This is a genomic window from Methylotenera versatilis 301 (genome assembly GCF_000093025.1).
GTDB classification, from domain to species: Bacteria; Pseudomonadota; Gammaproteobacteria; order Burkholderiales; family Methylophilaceae; genus Methylotenera; species Methylotenera versatilis.
The window spans coordinates 385,167-402,639 of the sequence record NC_014207.1 but is presented as its reverse complement, the minus strand read 5'-3'; the positions used below and the strand labels follow the sequence as shown (position 1 = coordinate 402,639).

Genomic DNA, 17,473 nt, shown 5'->3' with positions numbered 1-17,473 from the left:
ACGTTTACTTAACCGCTAGAACAACCACCAGCCGAGCCACGTCGCCATCACCTGGATGACCAACCCGGGAATCACTTGAAGTGCGAATGCCTTGCCGCCGCTGACTAAAGCAGCGACCACTTTAGATAAGGCATTCACTGAAAAAGCGACGAGTATGGGAATAACAGCATTGGCTGCACTTAAATTACCCGCAGCAGCCAATGAAGCCACCGAAATGGTTGAAGCATGCACATCTGCCAACCCGGCCACTGCCGACGCGACGACAAGCCCCGCTTGACCAAACCAAGCCTTCAACGCTGCGGAAGCAATCAGTACAACTGCAATCACTGTAGCCAAAATGAGCGCAGTTTTTACGCTAAAGGATCGGGTTGGCTTGTTTACTTCTGTCCCATGGTGATGAAATGAACTTAGCGTAACCACCAAGCCATAAACAGCAATCGAAACTCCACCAAATATCAATGGCACTGATAAAGCTTGTAAAGTTGGCCGATGGATTGCAGCCAAGAGTAAAGTCAGTTGCAAAACTGTTGAAAGGCTGGATAGCAATGCACCTGATACCGCAGAACCAATTAAAGCTGGTGTTTCTTTGGCGCGCTCCCCCATTGCCCCTATCGTAGCGATACTGGAAATAAAACCAGAAACCAAACCAACTATTGGCAAGCCTATGCGCCCACCCAGTAAACGTAAAGCAAGGTGGCCGAGCGCGCTAATAAACATCACCAATATCACAACTAGCCAAAGGTTTCTTGGATTGATCGCATTAAAGGGCCCTATAAATTCATTCGGCACTAGCGGTAATACAATCAGCGTTGCCGCGGCAAGTATCAAAAAATCATTTAACTCTTCCTTAGTCACGGCACCTCTTACAAAACCATGAATAGGCTCTTTCGCAGCCAATAGTATTGATGCTGTTACCGCAAGGCTAGCGGCTAATGATGGTGCGCTCAGAGCTAACCCCCCCAGTATTACAGTGAAAATCAGCGTAATTTCAGTCGTCAGACCGGGGTGTTTATTGACTCTCATCGCATAAGAAATAGCAGCAAAAGCAGTAACGCTGATAACAGCGACGACTAGCATCCAAAAATTGATGATTGTACTTACCGCGCCCAGCAAGGAAGCAATGGTGAAGGTACGTATACCTGCTAAAGACCTATCAGGATCGATACCCTTGCTGCGCTCTCGCTCGGCGCCCACTAACAGCCCTATGCCTAAAGAGACTGCCAGATTAAGCCAAAGAGAGTTATCAATCAAAATGTGTTCCATAGAGTAAGTTTACAACAAGCCTCGCTCAACAAATGATAGTGTGGTGTTGCCTGCCACAATAAAATGATCCAACACCCGCACATCGACTAATGCTAAAGCTTCTTTTAATTGCTTGGTGATTAACTCATCTGCTTGGCTTTGCTGTGCAAGACCAGATGGGTGATTATGTGCAAATATAACGCTGGCTGCATTATGGTGCAATGCGCGTTTGACTACCTCTCGCGGATAAACTGAAGTTTGCGTGAGCGTGCCGCTAAACATCTCCTCAGTGGTCACAACTCTATTTTGCGCATCTAAAAACAAGACAAAAAACACCTCACGCGTTAAATTGCCTAATTTCAAACAAAGATAATCACGCACTTGCTTGGGTGAACTGAGTATATCTTTCGCCTGCATTTGCTCGTTTAACGCGCGGCGGCTCATTTCAAAAATGGCTTGCAATTGCACGTATTTACTACTGCCTACGCCGTGTACTTGGGTCAACTCACTAAGTTGTGCAGCAAATATTCCATTTAAGCTGCCAAACTGCGTCAGCAAATCGCGCGCTAAATCCACAGCGCTTTTACCTGTAACGCCTACACGCAGAAAAATGGCGAGCAATTCAGCATCAGAGAGCGCTTCTACGCCAAGCTCTAACAGCTTTTCACGTGGGCGCTCGCTTGCAGGCCAGTCAGTAATTGCCATGCATTACTCCTTCATCATTTCAGCCAACCAATCTCACGAGCGGTTTTGGGGCCAATTAATGTTTGCTTCAAACTTTTAGGAATTTCAGCTTTATTTTCACTGATAGGCGTGCGACCTCCCATCAACTCAGCCAAGTCTTGTGGATAGCGTGGTGTCTTGTCTGGCTCGGCAAAGCCATCTGGGTAGCTGGGCATAGAAGTAGCCAAGTCGTACTTATCAGTAGCATTGAGTGTGTGCAATAACTCATGCGCCAAAATCACCAAGTTCTGCTTGGAATAAGTACTGTCTCCAAACAAGTTCACACGGCCGATTCTGCCTTTATTTAGCGCGGTTGAGTGACTTAAACGTGGATTAGTGACAGGGTCGTAATACAACAAATACAGTCGAATTGCAGGTTTAACGTTGACTTTAGGGCTATGGCGCCATGCGAAATATCTAAACTTTAAACTCCAAACAATCGTGCCTAAAATACTTCCATCCTTAGGTGGCGCTGGTGGAATATCAGTCACCTGTGCGCCTAACTGCACTTCTATTGGTCGACGTAAACCCAGATGATACGGCTCAGCTTCACTTGCAAAGTATTCTGCAACGGGTTCGAAATCTTCGCGTGTTAGCGTACGTAAGTAATCACTCACTTTGGCGTTGTTATCGACATTGACTGGATATACCGCAACATAGAAATTGTCTTTCCAAGCTAAATCAGCTTTATCCATCCAAGTGTTCTGCACTACTGTTGCTAAAATCAACAATAAAATAATGACTCTAATTTTCTTCCACATACCCAATGACTTTCGCTTCAATTAACGGCTTTATTTTTTATTGGTCACATACGGTCTAGCTTGCACTATCCAGAAAACATCCTGACCGCTTTGGGTTTCTAGCACCCACTCAATATCTAACACATCAGTTTGATTAAAAATCTCGGCAACATGCTGCGCAGCTTGGCTCAACATTTTGGCACGCTTCTCTGTCAAAATCGCCGCACCTTTTGTCACAGGTCTTTCCATCATGCCACCTTGGGGGTTAGCCACTAACATGGTCGATTCATCCGAACGGCTAATCACGCGCGTGCCGTCATTGCTAGTATCAAACAAAATCTGCTCAGCTATTTTTTGCCCTTCAACTACGCGCATACCCAATCCCCATTTTGCGTTAATGGTATAAGTCGTCGTTTGGTGACCCCAAATATCCGTGGTCAACAATACCCCTGCAGCTGCGGCATTCACGGCAGTTTGTACTAACACAGCGGGATAAACTTGCTCATGCGGAATGCCAAAGTGTGTGCGCTCTTCTACCGCACGCAGATTCCAAACCGATGCCCACACTTGCTTAATGGCGGCTTCGAGTGCTTTTTTATCCTTTACGTTAGGCACCGTGTCATAAAGCCCCGCGCCGTTAAAACCTTTTAAGTCTTCCGCATTGGTTGAACTGCGCACAAATACACCACGACCACCAAGCTGCTTTTGCCACTGTCTTTGGATTTTATTGAAAGTATCCACAGCAAGTGGCGCATGAGTAATAGCCAAACGAATATCTTCTAAGTTCTTTTTACGCCAGTTCGCATCCTGTTTGAATTTTGCATCACTTAAAGTTTTAGCAATCAATTGATCGATATGATGCCGCTTGATATGCGCAAGGTAATAACTAAAAGGGATGCCAAAACCGTCAGGGATATTCAAATTGGTATTAGCTCGTACCATTTCACCCAAGTTACTAGTTTTAGCGCCGTATTTATTAGCATCTTCTGCGCTGATTTTACTCAGTGGCAAAAGTGCTGTCGTAGTTAAATCTGCTGCAGGCATTACAACGGCAGCTTTAGCCAACTTGGCATTTTTATGCTGCGTAATTTCAGCTTCTGTTGCCTCACGCAAGGCATAACCTGCTTCGGTGATGCTATAAAACACCTGCTTACCATCAAAACTCTTAAACTCATTGACGGCATTTTTAATCGTCGCGTTTGGAATTCCCCAAGCGCTTGCACGTAAATTCACATGCGATAGTGGCGTAGAGAATTGCGTGGTAATCACACCTGCCACAGGTGAAATGTCAGGATAGCTACTTTGCAACAAGACAACGTCATCCTCATCAAACGTTAAATTCTCAATTTGTGTAGTTGGCGGCACAATCACCAAACGACCAATCGCACTGCCAGTATTAAACGCCTGATAAGGTAGCGATTGGTAAATTTGATTGTTATTGATGGTTTGAATATGGAATGCTTTTAACTGGCTAGCCACGCGCTCTTGCTCCGATGAGTCTGGTCTAAACACCAATGGTGCAACGGTAAACGTTTGCTGCAAACGCTTATAAGCCAGCTGAATATCCTGCGCTTGGATAGTATCGCCTTCCCAAAATGAGAAAGTCCATAAGTCACGAGGCTTCGCACTCGCATCTGGTTTAGGAGGGTCTAGCTTAGGATAGTGTGTTAAATAGCCCAAAATAAACTGCGGTTTTTTCGTACTGTAATTACGGTTGTAGGCTTTCATATTGGCTACCGTACGCGGTATTTTTTGCAAATAATCCACTACAAAATCGGCATGCAACATAAACACATTGCTATCAACAAAGTAGATTTTATTGGTTTTCAGATCTATCACAAACTTACTAAATTCAGCATCACGCAATGGTTTACTTAACTGTTTCCAAGTCGCCATATCTCGTACTCCAGCCTGCCACACTCGGCCAGAAGGCACTTCAGTAGGTGGATTTGGATTTGTGCAATCTCTACACATAATGCCAGCAGGCGCTTGCTGATTACTTAACTCATGGTTTTCAACTGAATTCATCAGCGCTGGATTCATACGTCGCGCCTCAGCAGAACTCACGCCAAGTAGCATACTTGCACACAGCACAAGCACCCATGTTAAACTTGAAGTTATATTTGAAATTTTGAGCAATTTTATTGTTTTTAGCATAAGCAAAATCTACCATGACAACGCAGATAAATAAACGAATAGTTTCAACAAAGCTTGTACTCGGCATTACTGGCGGCATCGCGGCATACAAAGCGGCTGAACTTGTGCGTTTGCTAGTTAAAGCCAATTACGATGTACAAGTCGTCATGACCGCTGCCGCCTGCCAATTTATTACACCAGTGACCATGCAAGCGTTGTCTGGCAAGCCAGTGTTTATTGACATGTGGGATAGCAGCATTAGTAACGGCATGCCACACATAGAGTTAAGCCGCGAGGCAGATGCTATTTTAGTCGCCCCAGCCAGTGCAGATTTTTTGGCGAAACTTGTACAAGGCCGTGCGGATGATTTGCTTTCTACGCTATGTTTGGCTAGAGACTGCCCTTTGCTAGTCGCACCAGCTATGAACAAACAAATGTGGGAAAACCCAGCCACGCAACGCAATATCAACCAATTGACTGCAGACGGCATTAGTATTTTTGGTCCAGATAGCGGAGAGCAAGCCTGCGGCGAAGTCGGCTTAGGCAGAATGCTAGAAGCTGAAGCTTTACTGATGTTAGTAAACGCCCACTTTACCCCCAAGCTATTAGCTGGCAAACGTGTGCTGATTACCGCTGGTGCCACATTAGAAATGATAGACCCAGTGCGCGGTATCACCAATCTAAGCTCAGGGAAAATGGGTTATGCCATTGCTCAAGCTGCGTCTGATATGGGTGCAGACGTCACACTTGTCAGCGGAATAACTGCACTCAATCCAATAGCAAATGCGGCCAACATTAAAGCCGAAAGCGCTCAGGCGATGTATGAAGCAGTCATGAGCAATATTATGAATCAGGATGTTTTTATTGCCGTAGCCGCCGTGGCTGATTACCGCCCAGTGACCCAGCAACATGAAAAAATCAAAAAAAGCACGTCGTCACTCACGCTAGAACTCACACCGAATAAAGACATATTGGCGGATGTTGCCAGCCTACCCAATGCGCCATTTTGCGTAGGATTTGCCGCAGAAACTGAAAACTTACTCGAATACGCTGAAACCAAACGTAAAGCGAAAAAACTACCACTGATTGTTGCAAATTTAGCTAAAGAAGCGCTGGGGAGCGAAGAAAATAGCGTCACACTCATTGATAAAAATGGTGCGCACCCAATTCAACGCGCCTCGAAAACTGAAGTTGCCAAACTGCTATTACAGCATATAGCTCACATGCTGTAATTTAGCCATAAGCAAGTCATGGTTTTCTTCATTGCTTTGATCTATAAGGCAATATATCATGCAGCCTTTCCAAAAATGAATGCACTGCACCATGAAAACCAAATCGCTCAAATCAAAACCATTCAATCAAAAACCACTATTTATAATAATTGCTGCGATCGTTTCCCCACAAGTCTATGCTGAAGATACCATATCACTTGCACCAGTAGTTGTTACCGCTACTAGAACTCAGCAAAACAGCTTCGACTTGCCAGTCGCCATTGACGTTGTAGAGAAAAAAGATATTCAAGACGGTCAGCTGCAAATGCTGCTTTCTGAAAGCTTGATTCGCGTACCTGGTATTACTGCACAAAACCGCAACAACCAAGCACAAGATCCGCAGATCTCAAGTAGAGGCTTCGGCTCACGTTCCAGCTTTGGCGTTCGCGGCATTCGCGTATATGTTGATGGCATTCCTCTAACCATGCCTGATGGTCAAGGTCAGCCAGGAGTTGTTGATTTATCTGCAATCAAAAGTATTGAAGTCATGCGTGGTCCATTTTCAGCACTTTACGGCAACTCCTCTGGCGGCGTAATTCAATTGTTGACTGAAGATGCCCCAAAAACAGCAGAAATTGGTGGAAGCGTTATGTTTGGTAGTGATAATACTAAGCGCCAAGTATTAAATACCACTGGGACTTCTGAAAACATTGAGTATTTACTCAATGTCTCAAACTTTGAAACAGATGGTTATCGCGAGCACGGCGCAGGTAAAAAACAAGCTGTAACGGCTAAATTTAAAATTAACTTGGATGAAGATACCAAACTAACAACATTAGTTAATTGGTTTGACCAGAATGCTCAGGATCCAAGTGGATTACCGCGAACTGCTGTGAACACACCAACAGAGAAAACCCCTTCCGCATTTGATAATCCAACCGGCGTAACTAGTGCAGCAGTCAAAGCAGATACTCGTGTATCACGCAGCCACACTCAAGTTGGATTTAATTTGACACATGGTTTGAATGAAAATAATGCAATCAATGCAACCGCCTATGTTGGCTCTCGCGAAAATGAACAAATCCTTGCTACCAATGCAGTTGGGACTAATGCACGGGCTAGTGTCATATCTAGAGAGTTCTATGGTACAGATTTACGTTGGGATAACAAAGGTGAAGTCTTTAATAAATCCTACAGTCTGAGTTTTGGTCTGAATTATGGTAAATCAAGCGATGCAAGATTTGATACTAACATTCTATCCGCAGGACTCCCTGTAAAAACTTTAAACCGAGACGAAGATAACATTGTCAGCAACTTTGATGAATATATTCAAGGAAAATTGTCCATATTAGATAATGTTGACTTGCATGCAGGAGTTCGCCATACCAATGTAAAGCTAGAGGTTAAAGATAAGTTTATTACTGGAGCAGGTGCAAATGGTAATAATAGCGGTTCGGTAGAATATCAAAAAAATACTCCTGTAATTGGTGTTGTTTGGAAAGTAACTCCAACCTTCAACCTTTATGCGAACTACGGTAGAGGCTTTGAGACACCAACATTTGTTGAAGCCGCCTTCACCACCACGGGGACAAACTCCACACCTAACTTAGCTTTAAAACCTAGTGAAAGCCGCAATATGGAAGTTGGTGCGAAAGCATTTATTAGCGACAATACCCAAGCTAATCTAAATCTGTTTAGAATTACTACTAAAGATGAGTTGGTTATTAGCGATAGCCTAAATGGCAGAACTGTTTACACAAACGCAAATGACACCAAACGTACAGGAGTGGAGCTTTCTGTAGATTCCCAGTTTGCCAATAACATTTCAACATACTTCTCTTATGCTTTGCTGAATGCTAAATTTGACTCAGACTTCACAAATAGTACAGTGCCTCCAGTAACTATTAAGTCAGGAAATTACATTCCAGGTACATACAAAACACAACTTTATGGTGAATTAGCTTGGAAGTACTCTCCATTAGGATTCAGTACGGCTTTTGAAGGCCGCCATAACAGCAAGGCATACGTGAATGACACAAATACTGATGCTGCGCCTTCGTACACAATTTTTAACGTGCGTGCAGGATTTGAGCAAAAGCTAGCTAGTTGGAGCTTTAGTGAATTTCTTCGTGTAGAAAATGTATTTGATAAAAATTACATTGGCTCTGTACGTGTTAATGATGGCAACTTGCGTTTCTTTGAACCTGCATCTGATAGAAATTTCCTGCTTAGCTTAAATGCAAACTACAAATTCTAAGTAGTTGTAACTTGCAATCCAACCCGCTTCGGCGGGTTTTTTTATTACGAGTCTTGCGAGCAAAGTAAATGAACCTTCTTAGTGATTTTAGAGAATTTTTAGTGTTTAATGCTAAATTGAAAATTTACAGTATTTATTGAGAAACACATGAAAATTATCGTCGATTTAAAAATTCTAGATGACCGCTTACATGAACAAATGCCTACCTACGCCACAGAAGGCTCAGCTGGCTTAGATTTACGTGCATGTATTGATGCTCCTATTACCTTGCAACCTGGCGACACTACGCTCATCCCTACTGGCATGGCGATTCATTTAGACAATATTTATCATGCTGCGCTAATTTTGCCTCGCTCAGGGCTTGGTCATAAACACGGTATTGTTTTAGGCAACTTGGTGGGTTTGATTGATTCCGATTATCAAGGCCAACTCATGGTGTCATGCTGGAATAGGGGTAATACAGCTTTTGAGTTGAATCCTATGGAGCGTATTGCTCAATTAGTGATCGTGCCTGTTCTGCAAGCAGACTTTCATCTGGTAGATGATTTTGATGCAAGTGAGCGTGGCGAAGGTGGATTTGGCAGCACAGGTAAACATTAATTAGCCGCATTGAGGACTGAATTTCAACATTAATCATAGCTAAGGCTTAAATATCCGTTAAATCTTGAATATTATTGATTTTTTCTGATATTTCTCTTGAGAATAAGTTGGCTTTCATACTATAATTGCGGTCTTTCAAAAAAAGCAGAAGTTTGGAGATTAACCATGGCACGTGTATGTATGGTAACTGGCAAAAAGCCAATGGTGGGTAACAATGTTTCTCACGCTAACAACAGAACAAAACGTCGTTTTTTACCTAATTTGCAAAACCGCAAATTTTGGGTTGAGAGCGAAAATCGCTGGGTAAGCATGCGCATTACGAATAATGCGTTACGTACAATCGACAAAAACGGTATTGATGCCGTGCTTGCTGATATGCGTGCAGCTGGCCAGAAAATCTAAGGATAGAATATCATGCGCGAAAAAATCAAATTAGAGTCTAGTGCTGGTACAGGTCATTTTTATACCACTACTAAAAACAAACGTACTATGCCAGGCAAAATGGAAATCAAGAAGTTTGATCCAGTAGTGCGTCAACACGTTATGTACAAAGAAACTAAACTTAAATAATATCTGTATTTAGATATATTTAGTTTAGTTTAATAAAAAACCCACTAATAGCGGGTTTTTTATTATCTATGGCTTAATGTATTTTACTGATTTACATCTAAGCCAACATTTCGGCCAACTTTGCAGCTGCATCCGACTTAGCTAAAACAATACCATTGGCTTCAAAAGTTCGCCAGATAGACAAGTACAGTGAAGACTGCAACGCGCTTCCACCTGACTCTGGATTCATTACCCACACGGTTAAGCTTAAATCAATACCATTCTCGGTAAATCCTTTCACTATTACATCTGGCGAAGGTTTCATTAACACTCTCTCCTGCTGCATTGCCTCATCATGCATCAACGCCATAGCACGCTCCAAATTACTCTTGTAGCTAATACTCAGGTTAATTTGTACGCGACCTTTATGCTCAATCAATGAGTGATTAATAACGGCAGTTGTTATCAGTGCTTCATTGGGGATAATCACATGTGTACCATCCTGTTTCGCTAGAATCATATAGCGAGAGCGCAAGTCGTTAATTACACCATAGTGCTTATCGACCGTAATCACATCACCAATTTCCATGGATTTATCCAACAGAATAATAAAGCCACTCACATAGTTACTGGCAATGCGCTGTAAACCTAAACCCAAGCCCACGCCTAATGCACCACCAAAAACCGAGAGAAAGGTAATATCTAGCCCCACGGCTGAGAGTGCAATTAAGAGCGCTATCGTTAATAAAAGCATGCGCAATAACTTTGTCATGACCACGCGAAGGTTGACACTTACATGCTCAGCTCGCATGACTTTATTTTCTATAAACCGACTAATCCACAGCGCGATAAAAATAGTTACGAGAATAGTCAACACTGCCTGCATAACTAATAGCAAATCAACGGGATGCTTGCCTATCTTAAACTTAATGTCTTCAAGTACCTGAAACATTTCTGGCAGCAACCCGCTTAGATGTAGCGCAAGTACGACCCAAATTGAAGTCGATATCGTATTTTCTAAGGTTTTGAGCAAGCCGCCAGGCGCAACTATGTAGCGTATTGCATAAACAGCTAACCTAATCACAGCCATCGCAAATAACAATGTACTCGTTAATTGCAGCAAACTAGTATGCTGCCAATGCGACAATATTATCTTGCCAATTTGAACAAATATAAGCGTAGATAATGGAAACAACACGCGATTCGCACCACCGATGCCCAACTTCCATTTCTCAGGTGCATTACGCATAACGTAAGCGCGCAAGGCACCGTTTACAGCTAGAGCAATACTGCATGCAACGGCAATTATCGTAAGCTCCCACAGCGCCGCTGTAGTTGATAAATCCGCCAACATTTCTTTCCACAATAAATGTATTTCTGGGTTCATTTCAAGAGTTTCGAATCTGATATAAATTTAGTGACAATGGAAGTGTTCTAAGTAGAGGATATCAAGCTAATGGCTGTCCATTCGATGGCTTTTTATTCTACGACTTTCTAAATGACGCAATCCTATGTAGGTCAATATGCCTATCCCAATCATCACAATAATAAATATGCTATATGCTATAGGCCACGGAATAGCATGCGTCATCATAGAGAATTCAGACATCCCACCAATGCCCGCTAAGACATTAATCGGCATAATCACTACACTAATCACGGTTAAGCGCTTAAGATCTTTATTCTGATTAACATTCAAGAAACCTACGGTAGCATCCATTTGAAAGTTAATCTTATTAAACAAGAAGGTCGTATGTCCATCTAGTGATTCAATATCTCGCAAAATTTCACGCACATCTTCATGTTGTGCTATTGATAGAAACTTACGTCGCATTAAAAATGACAAAGCATTTCGTGTATCAAGAACATTGCGTCGTATGCGACCGTTTAGATCTTCCTCTACAGAAATATCAGTAAGAATTTTTGCTGCCTGCTCATTGGTCATATGCGACCTAAAAACTTGCCTACCGACCTCTTCCAGACGCACGTATTCATCCTCTAAGGCATTAGCTGAATACTCAACATCCGCAGCGTAAAGATCTAGTAACACATCTTTAGCTTCAGAAACGTAACCTGCCTGAGCACGCGCTCTCAACCGTTGCAAACGAAATACTGGAAGCTCCTCGCTACGCACTGAAAAGAGCGTACCTTTATTGAGGATGAATGCAACGGCAACATTTCGCGACTCATTTTCACGCTCAAGCAAAAAAGCCGAGTGCAAATGTACTTCACCGTTTTCTTCTTCGTAAAAACGCGCGCTAGTTTCTAAATCAGTTAACTCTTTTGGATTAGGTAGATTAACGCCAAAGATTTCTTTCGCCCAAGCAAGCTGCTCATCTTCAGGTGTCACAAGGTCAACCCAGATTGGTTTGGCCTGCACCAAGTCCTCCCTGTTGTAAATTGGAATCTGTCTAAGCTTACCTTCGTGTAAATCAAATACACGTATCACCATACTCTGATTGGTAGGCTTAGGTTCAGAGACCAACTCAACCCGAACGGAATCCGACACCACTAATAAAATCTCCTCTTTCCGCTCTTCACTTACAAGCGGCCAAATGACCTTACAATCCTCAGTTGACAATGATTCCAGTATGCTTGCTATCGCTTGGGTTTCTAGTTTATCCAAAAGTCGGCGCAGCTCTGATAGGTTATTTTGGTGAACCATACCCTCAACCAAGTCATGACGCTGCATATCTTGACGATGCACTAGGTCTTCAACAAGCTTATGTCTCTCTATCATGCCTTTAACTTTAGCACGTGATTCTTGAATGCTTTCGAGTTCACTCATTTGAGTTGCCTTTAATTCATATCGATTACTAACAATTTAATCCCAATTCTAACACGCAGTAATTCAATTAGCCGCAAATAGTGCACTAACAATAAGCTGCACAAATACTTTAGATATTGATGCTTAATTATTCATTACAAAATCAGTAGAAATCTAATCGATGCTAATATTTACCATTCGACTTTCTTATAGTTAAATGGAGTTGCATTAATGATTATAAATCTTATTCTTTATTCAACTTCGCACTGTCATTTATGCGAGCAAGCTGAAGCTTTACTGTTAAAACTGGCTCTCGAGCATGGCCTTAATTTTCAGTCAGTTGAGATAGCCGATAATGCCAACTTGTATGAACTCTATGAAATAAAAATACCAGTATTGAAACGAGTAGATACTGATGTTGAAATTTGCTGGCCATTTAATGAAGATGACATTAGTCTACTGCTAAGAGAAACTAAAATTTAGCACTAAATGAAAGCTGTTTCCATATATGCAAAAAGCCAGCTTTAAGCTGGCTTTTTTACTAACAAATCAATAATTACAAAAATTACTCTGCAACTACTACATCTGCGCCTGTATCAGGACGATCAACTAGCTCAACTAAAGCCATTGGTGCATTGTCGCCGTTACGGAAACCACATTTAAGCACACGTAAGTAACCGCCATTACGTGCAAGGTAACGTGGACCCAATTCACCGAATAGTTTACCAACGATATCACGATCACGTAAGCGACTGAACGCTAAACGACGATTGGCTAAAGTAGGCGTTTTACCCAATGTGATTAAAGGTTCTGCAAATTTACGCAACTCTTTTGCTTTTGGCAAAGTAGTTTTAATCACTTCATGACGTAGCAATGATGCTGTCATATTGCGGAACATAGCCGCACGATGGCTGCTAGTACGATTTAATTTACGATTGCTATTACCGTGACGCATAGTAATTCCTTAAGTTTCTTTATTTATGCTGGCAATTAAGCTTTTTCAAGCCCAACTGGTGGCCAGTTTTCTAGTTTCATGCCTAATGTTAGGCCGCGAGTTGCGAGTACATCTTTAATTTCATTTAATGATTTACGACCTAAGTTAGGCGCTTTTAACAGCTCATTCTCAGTACGTTGAATCAAATCACCGATATAGAATATATTTTCAGCTTTTAAGCAGTTTGCTGAGCGAACAGTTAATTCTAAATCATCTACTGGACGCAATAAAATTGGATCAACCTGCGGCGCAGATTTCACTTCAACTTCACTTGGTGCGCCTTCTAAATCAGCAAATACAGACAACTGACCCATTAAGATACGCGCAGCATCACGAATAGCTTGTTCTGGTTCAATTACGCCGTTAGTTTCAACATCCATTACTAACTTATCTAAGTCAGTGCGTTGCTCAACACGTGCGCTTTCAACTTGATAGCTCACTTTATTGATCGGGCTGAATGAAGCATCAACCATGATGAAACCAAGCACGCGATCTTCTTCATTTGCTTTTTGACGCGCTGGTACTGGTTGATAACCACGACCCATTGCTACTTTAACCTCTAGATTCAGCTTACCACCTTTTGTAAGGTGAGCAATCACATGATCAGGATTAACGATTTCAGCATCATGACCTGTTTCAAAATCACCTGCAGTAACAACGCCTTCAACAGATTTATTTAATACTAAAATTGTTTCTGATTTAGTATTTAATTTTAATGCTACGCCTTTAAGATTTAGTAAGATATCTACTACATCTTCTTGAACGCCATCTAAAGTTGAATACTCATGTACAACGCCATCAATTTTAACTTCTGTAATAGCGAAGCCAGGGATTGAAGACAATAAAACACGACGTAAAGCATTACCTAAAGTGTAGCCAAAACCACGTTCCATCGGCTCTAGCGTTACACGTGCACGCAATGGAGATAACACCTCTACATCTACTACACGTGGTTTTAAGTATTCGGTAGGACTGTTTTGCATAGTTATACCTTTTAATTTTTGTATTGATCTCTACAAATATATAGTTCGTAGAGTAAATATTTAGGTGAGCCGTAAACGGCTCACCTAAAACAACAATTTAAATCTTAATTATTTTGAGTAAAGCTCAACTACCAATGACTCATTGATTGTTGGTGGTAACTCATCACGTTGTGGTTTAGCCTTAAATGTACCTTTAAGCGCTTTAACATCAACTTCAATCCATGCTGGAAAGCCACGTTGCTCAGCTGCTTCTAAAGCACCTTTGATGCGCAACTGTGTTTTAGATGATTCAGCCACACTCACTACATCACCAGCTTTAACTTGGTATGAAGGAATATTTACACGACGACCATTTACTAAAATACTGTTGTGACGAACAATTTGGCGCGCTTCAGTGCGTGAACCACCAAGACCCATACGGTAGGTAACGTTATCTAAACGGCACTCTAAAAGTTGTAACAAGTTTTCACCTGTAATACCTTTTTGGCGATCAGCTTCAGCGTAGTAGCTACGGAATTGAGCTTCAAGAACGCCATAAATACGACGTACTTTTTGTTTCTCACGCAATTGAACACCATAGTCTGATAGACGTTGGTTGCGACGTTGACCGTGCTGACCAGGTGGGAAGTTACGTTTTTCGATTGCACATTTGTCTGTAAAGCACTTTTCAGCTTTTAAAAAAAGCTTTTCGCCTTCACGACGACATTGACGGCACTTAGGGTCTAAATTTCTAGCCAAGGGATTCTCCTGTTATCTCTACTAAAGTGAGCTTAAGCTCAACTTAAATGCGGCGTTTTTTAGGTGGACGGCAGCCGTTGTGTGGTACTGGCGTCACATCAGTAATGCTGGTAATTTTAAAACCAGCTGCATTAAGTGCGCGCACTGCAGATTCACGACCTGGGCCTGGGCCTTTAATACGCACTTCTAAATTCTTAACACCATTTTCTTGCGCTGATTTACCAGCAACCTCCGCAGCTACCTGCGCAGCAAAAGGCGTACTCTTACGTGAGCCTTTAAAACCTTGGCCACCAGAAGTTGCCCATGACAGCGCATTACCTTGACGGTCTGTAATGGTGATGATGGTATTGTTAAAAGATGCATGCACGTGGGCAATACCCTCTGCAATATTCTTTTTAACTTTTTTTCTTACGCGTACATTAGCTTTTGCCATGTTGCACTATCCTTACCAATAAATCTTACTAAAATTTGTAAACCTAAAATTTTGAGCTAATTAACAGCTTACTTAGCTTGTTTAATCGCTTTAACTGGACCTTTACGTGTACGCGCATTTGTTTTTGTGCGCTGCCCACGAACTGGTAAACCACGGCGATGACGAATGCCGCGATAGCAGCCTAAGTCCATCAATCGTTTGATGTTCATAGACACTTCACGACGTAAATCACCTTCAACTTTTTCTTTAGCAACTTCGTCACGCAATTTATCTACATCTGCGTCATTTAAGTCTTTCATTTTCGTTGTTGCTAAAACGCCAGCTGCAGCACAGATTTTTTGTGCTGTAACACGTCCAATACCAAAAATTGCAGTTAATGCAACGTCAGCATGTTTGTTATTTGGGATGTTTACCCCTGCAATACGCGCCATACTTTACTCCAAATTTAGGTTTACCTAAAAATCTATTGCTTTAAAAAAGCCGACGATTTTAACAGTAAAACCAATTTATATCAATTAGCTTATCTTCTGATCAATTAAAATATTGACCAACTTAATTAGCGGGTATATTAAACAACCACCAATTGGATTAATAAAACTCTATTAACCTTGACGTTGTTTGTGACGTGGGTCTGTACAAATGATACGTACAACGCCACGACGACGAACAACTTTACAATTACGGCATAATGCTTTTACAGATGCACGAACTCTCATTTATAACTCCATCACTTCTTAAACTACAGGTTCTAAATTATTACTATTAACTACTTTTGTGTATTGCCTTTAAAGTTGGCTTTTTTAAGCAGACCTTCATATTGATTCGACATCAGATGTGACTGAACTTGCGTCATAAAATCCATCGTAACAACAACAATAATTAACAACGAGGTACCACCAAAATAAAACGGTGTATTAAATTTCAATCTTAAAAACTCTGGTAACAAACAAACTAAAGTAATGTAAATAGCACCTATCAACGTTAAACGACCCATTATCCTATCGATGTATTTTGCAGTTTGGTCACCAGGACGAATTCCAGGAACAAACGCACCACTTTTCTTTAGGTTATCAGCTGTGTCTTTTGGATTAAACTGCAATGCAGTGTAAAAGAAACAAAAGAACACAATAGCTACTGTAAAGAACAAAATATAAATTGGCTGCCCTGGTGACAAGGCATTCGAGATATCTTTCAACCAATACATACTTTCTTTACCACTAAACCAGTTTGCCAACGTTGCTGGAAACAAAATAATACTAGAAGCAAAAATTGGAGGAATCACACCTGCCATATTTAACTTCAAAGGTAGATGCGTAGTTTGTCCACCATATACTTTGTTACCAACCTGACGCTTAGCGTAATTTACAGTAATCTTACGTTGACCACGTTCTACAAACACTACCAATGCTGTCACCAAAACTATAGTAACTAACAAGAAGAATAGAATTAAAGGTCCTGCTGCGCCAAACCCGCCTGAATTAGCCATCTCTACAGAAGAGCCAATAGCTTTTGGTAAACCAGCAACAATACCTGCGAAAATGATAATTGAAATACCATTACCAATTCCACGTTCAGTTATTTGCTCACCTAACCACATGATAAACATCGTGCCGCTAACCAGAGTAATCACTGCAGTCAGTCTGAACGCCAATCCAGGGTCTAACACTAATCCAGGCTGACCTTCAAGTGCAATCGCAATACCTAAAGCCTGAAACGCGGCAAGAACTACTGTTCCATAGCGAGTCCATTTAGTTATCGTTCTACGACCAGCTTCACCTTCTTTTTTCAATTGCTCTAATTTTGGCGAAACTGCCGATAATAACTGCATAATAATAGATGCAGAAATGTACGGCATAATACCTAATGCGAACACTGTGAATCTTGAAAGCGCACCACCTGAGAACATGTTAAACATGCCTAAAATGCCGCCACTTTGTGATTCAAAAAGCTTAGCTAAAACCACAGGATCAATACCAGGAACAGGCACATGAGCACCTAAACGATATACGATTAATGCACCTAATACAAAAAGCAGGCGACTCTTAAGTTCGCCCATTTTTGACGCTGTCTTTAATAAACTATCTTGTGCCAAAGCGATAC

At 41.6% G+C, this 17,473-nt stretch carries 19 protein-coding genes; 6 read left to right on the top strand and 13 right to left on the bottom strand.

Annotated features, from left to right (window positions below; genetic code table 11):
• Window positions 1–15 precede the first annotated feature (15 nt).
• From M301_RS01945 to M301_RS01930, 4 genes are read right to left on the bottom strand one after another with little or no spacing between them, the layout of a single operon-like run.
• Window positions 16–1,251: an MgtC/SapB family protein gene (locus M301_RS01945; protein ID WP_238524650.1), complete on the bottom strand. Its 1,236-nt coding sequence runs from the start codon at window positions 1,249–1,251 to the stop codon at window positions 16–18.
• Window positions 1,252–1,272: 21 nt separating this feature from the next.
• Complete coding sequence (gene radC, locus M301_RS01940) at window positions 1,273–1,947, bottom strand: RadC family protein (protein ID WP_013147076.1); 675 nt, start codon at window positions 1,945–1,947, stop codon at window positions 1,273–1,275.
• A gap of 14 nt (window positions 1,948–1,961) precedes the next feature.
• Window positions 1,962–2,726 (bottom strand): hypothetical protein, encoded by a 765-nt coding sequence (locus M301_RS01935; protein ID WP_013147075.1) that lies wholly within the window; start codon window positions 2,724–2,726, stop codon window positions 1,962–1,964.
• Window positions 2,727–2,756: 30 nt separating this feature from the next.
• Window positions 2,757–4,862: a PEP/pyruvate-binding domain-containing protein gene (locus M301_RS01930; protein WP_013147074.1), complete on the bottom strand. Its 2,106-nt coding sequence runs from the start codon at window positions 4,860–4,862 to the stop codon at window positions 2,757–2,759.
• A gap of 14 nt (window positions 4,863–4,876) precedes the next feature.
• Between M301_RS01930 and coaBC the strand changes: the two genes are divergently transcribed.
• The 5 genes from coaBC (at window position 4,877) to rpmG (ending at window position 9,479) form a co-directional block, all read left to right on the top strand.
• Window positions 4,877–6,073, top strand: coding sequence for a bifunctional phosphopantothenoylcysteine decarboxylase/phosphopantothenate--cysteine ligase CoaBC (gene coaBC, locus M301_RS01925; RefSeq protein WP_013147073.1), 1,197 nt, complete (start codon window positions 4,877–4,879; stop codon window positions 6,071–6,073).
• Between the two features lie 91 nt (window positions 6,074–6,164).
• Complete coding sequence (locus M301_RS01920; protein ID WP_013147072.1) at window positions 6,165–8,309, top strand: TonB-dependent receptor family protein; 2,145 nt, start codon at window positions 6,165–6,167, stop codon at window positions 8,307–8,309.
• Window positions 8,310–8,456: 147 nt separating this feature from the next.
• Window positions 8,457–8,909, top strand: coding sequence for a dUTP diphosphatase (gene dut / locus M301_RS01915; RefSeq protein ID WP_013147071.1), 453 nt, complete (start codon window positions 8,457–8,459; stop codon window positions 8,907–8,909).
• 165 nt (window positions 8,910–9,074) lie between these two features.
• Entirely contained in the window at window positions 9,075–9,311 is a 237-nt protein-coding gene (rpmB, locus tag M301_RS01910; protein ID WP_013147070.1) for a 50S ribosomal protein L28, read from the top strand.
• A 12-nt stretch (window positions 9,312–9,323) separates the two neighbouring features.
• On the top strand, window positions 9,324–9,479 hold the full coding sequence (rpmG, locus tag M301_RS01905; protein ID WP_013147069.1) for a 50S ribosomal protein L33: 156 nt from the start codon (window positions 9,324–9,326) through the stop codon (window positions 9,477–9,479).
• Window positions 9,480–9,576: 97 nt separating this feature from the next.
• On the opposite strand, the gene M301_RS01900 is transcribed toward rpmG, so the two are convergent.
• Together M301_RS01900 and M301_RS01895 are read right to left on the bottom strand one after the other, a co-directional pair.
• Window positions 9,577–10,845, bottom strand: a complete 1,269-nt coding sequence (locus M301_RS01900; RefSeq protein ID WP_013147068.1) for a mechanosensitive ion channel family protein — start codon at window positions 10,843–10,845, stop codon at window positions 9,577–9,579.
• Window positions 10,846–10,911: 66 nt separating this feature from the next.
• Window positions 10,912–12,246, bottom strand: a complete 1,335-nt coding sequence (locus M301_RS01895) for a CorA family divalent cation transporter (RefSeq protein WP_013147067.1) — start codon at window positions 12,244–12,246, stop codon at window positions 10,912–10,914.
• Window positions 12,247–12,456: 210 nt separating this feature from the next.
• On the opposite strand from M301_RS01895, the gene M301_RS01890 reads away from it, so the two are divergent.
• Entirely contained in the window at window positions 12,457–12,708 is a 252-nt protein-coding gene (locus tag M301_RS01890) for a glutaredoxin family protein (protein ID WP_013147066.1), read from the top strand.
• Between the two features lie 82 nt (window positions 12,709–12,790).
• Here the strand turns inward: M301_RS01890 and rplQ are convergent, their stop codons facing one another.
• The 7 genes from rplQ to secY form a co-directional block, all read right to left on the bottom strand.
• Window positions 12,791–13,180, bottom strand: coding sequence for a 50S ribosomal protein L17 (rplQ, locus tag M301_RS01885; protein ID WP_013147065.1), 390 nt, complete (start codon window positions 13,178–13,180; stop codon window positions 12,791–12,793).
• A 35-nt stretch (window positions 13,181–13,215) separates the two neighbouring features.
• Entirely contained in the window at window positions 13,216–14,202 is a 987-nt protein-coding gene (locus tag M301_RS01880) for a DNA-directed RNA polymerase subunit alpha (RefSeq protein ID WP_013147064.1), read from the bottom strand.
• A 108-nt stretch (window positions 14,203–14,310) separates the two neighbouring features.
• The gene (rpsD, locus tag M301_RS01875) at window positions 14,311–14,940 is read right to left on the bottom strand and encodes a 30S ribosomal protein S4 (protein WP_013147063.1); all 630 of its coding nucleotides are present in this window, start codon (window positions 14,938–14,940) and stop codon (window positions 14,311–14,313) included.
• Window positions 14,941–14,983: 43 nt separating this feature from the next.
• Window positions 14,984–15,373: a 30S ribosomal protein S11 gene (gene rpsK / locus M301_RS01870; protein WP_013147062.1), complete on the bottom strand. Its 390-nt coding sequence runs from the start codon at window positions 15,371–15,373 to the stop codon at window positions 14,984–14,986.
• Between the two features lie 68 nt (window positions 15,374–15,441).
• Complete coding sequence (rpsM, locus tag M301_RS01865; protein WP_013147061.1) at window positions 15,442–15,804, bottom strand: 30S ribosomal protein S13; 363 nt, start codon at window positions 15,802–15,804, stop codon at window positions 15,442–15,444.
• A gap of 171 nt (window positions 15,805–15,975) precedes the next feature.
• Window positions 15,976–16,089 carry a 50S ribosomal protein L36 gene (gene rpmJ / locus M301_RS14350; protein ID WP_013147060.1) on the bottom strand — a complete coding sequence of 38 codons (114 nt, stop codon included), beginning with the start codon at window positions 16,087–16,089 and terminating at the stop codon, window positions 15,976–15,978.
• A gap of 50 nt (window positions 16,090–16,139) precedes the next feature.
• Window positions 16,140–17,465 carry a preprotein translocase subunit SecY gene (gene secY / locus M301_RS01860; RefSeq protein ID WP_013147059.1) on the bottom strand — a complete coding sequence of 442 codons (1,326 nt, stop codon included), beginning with the start codon at window positions 17,463–17,465 and terminating at the stop codon, window positions 16,140–16,142.
• Window positions 17,466–17,473: the final 8 nt, after the last annotated feature.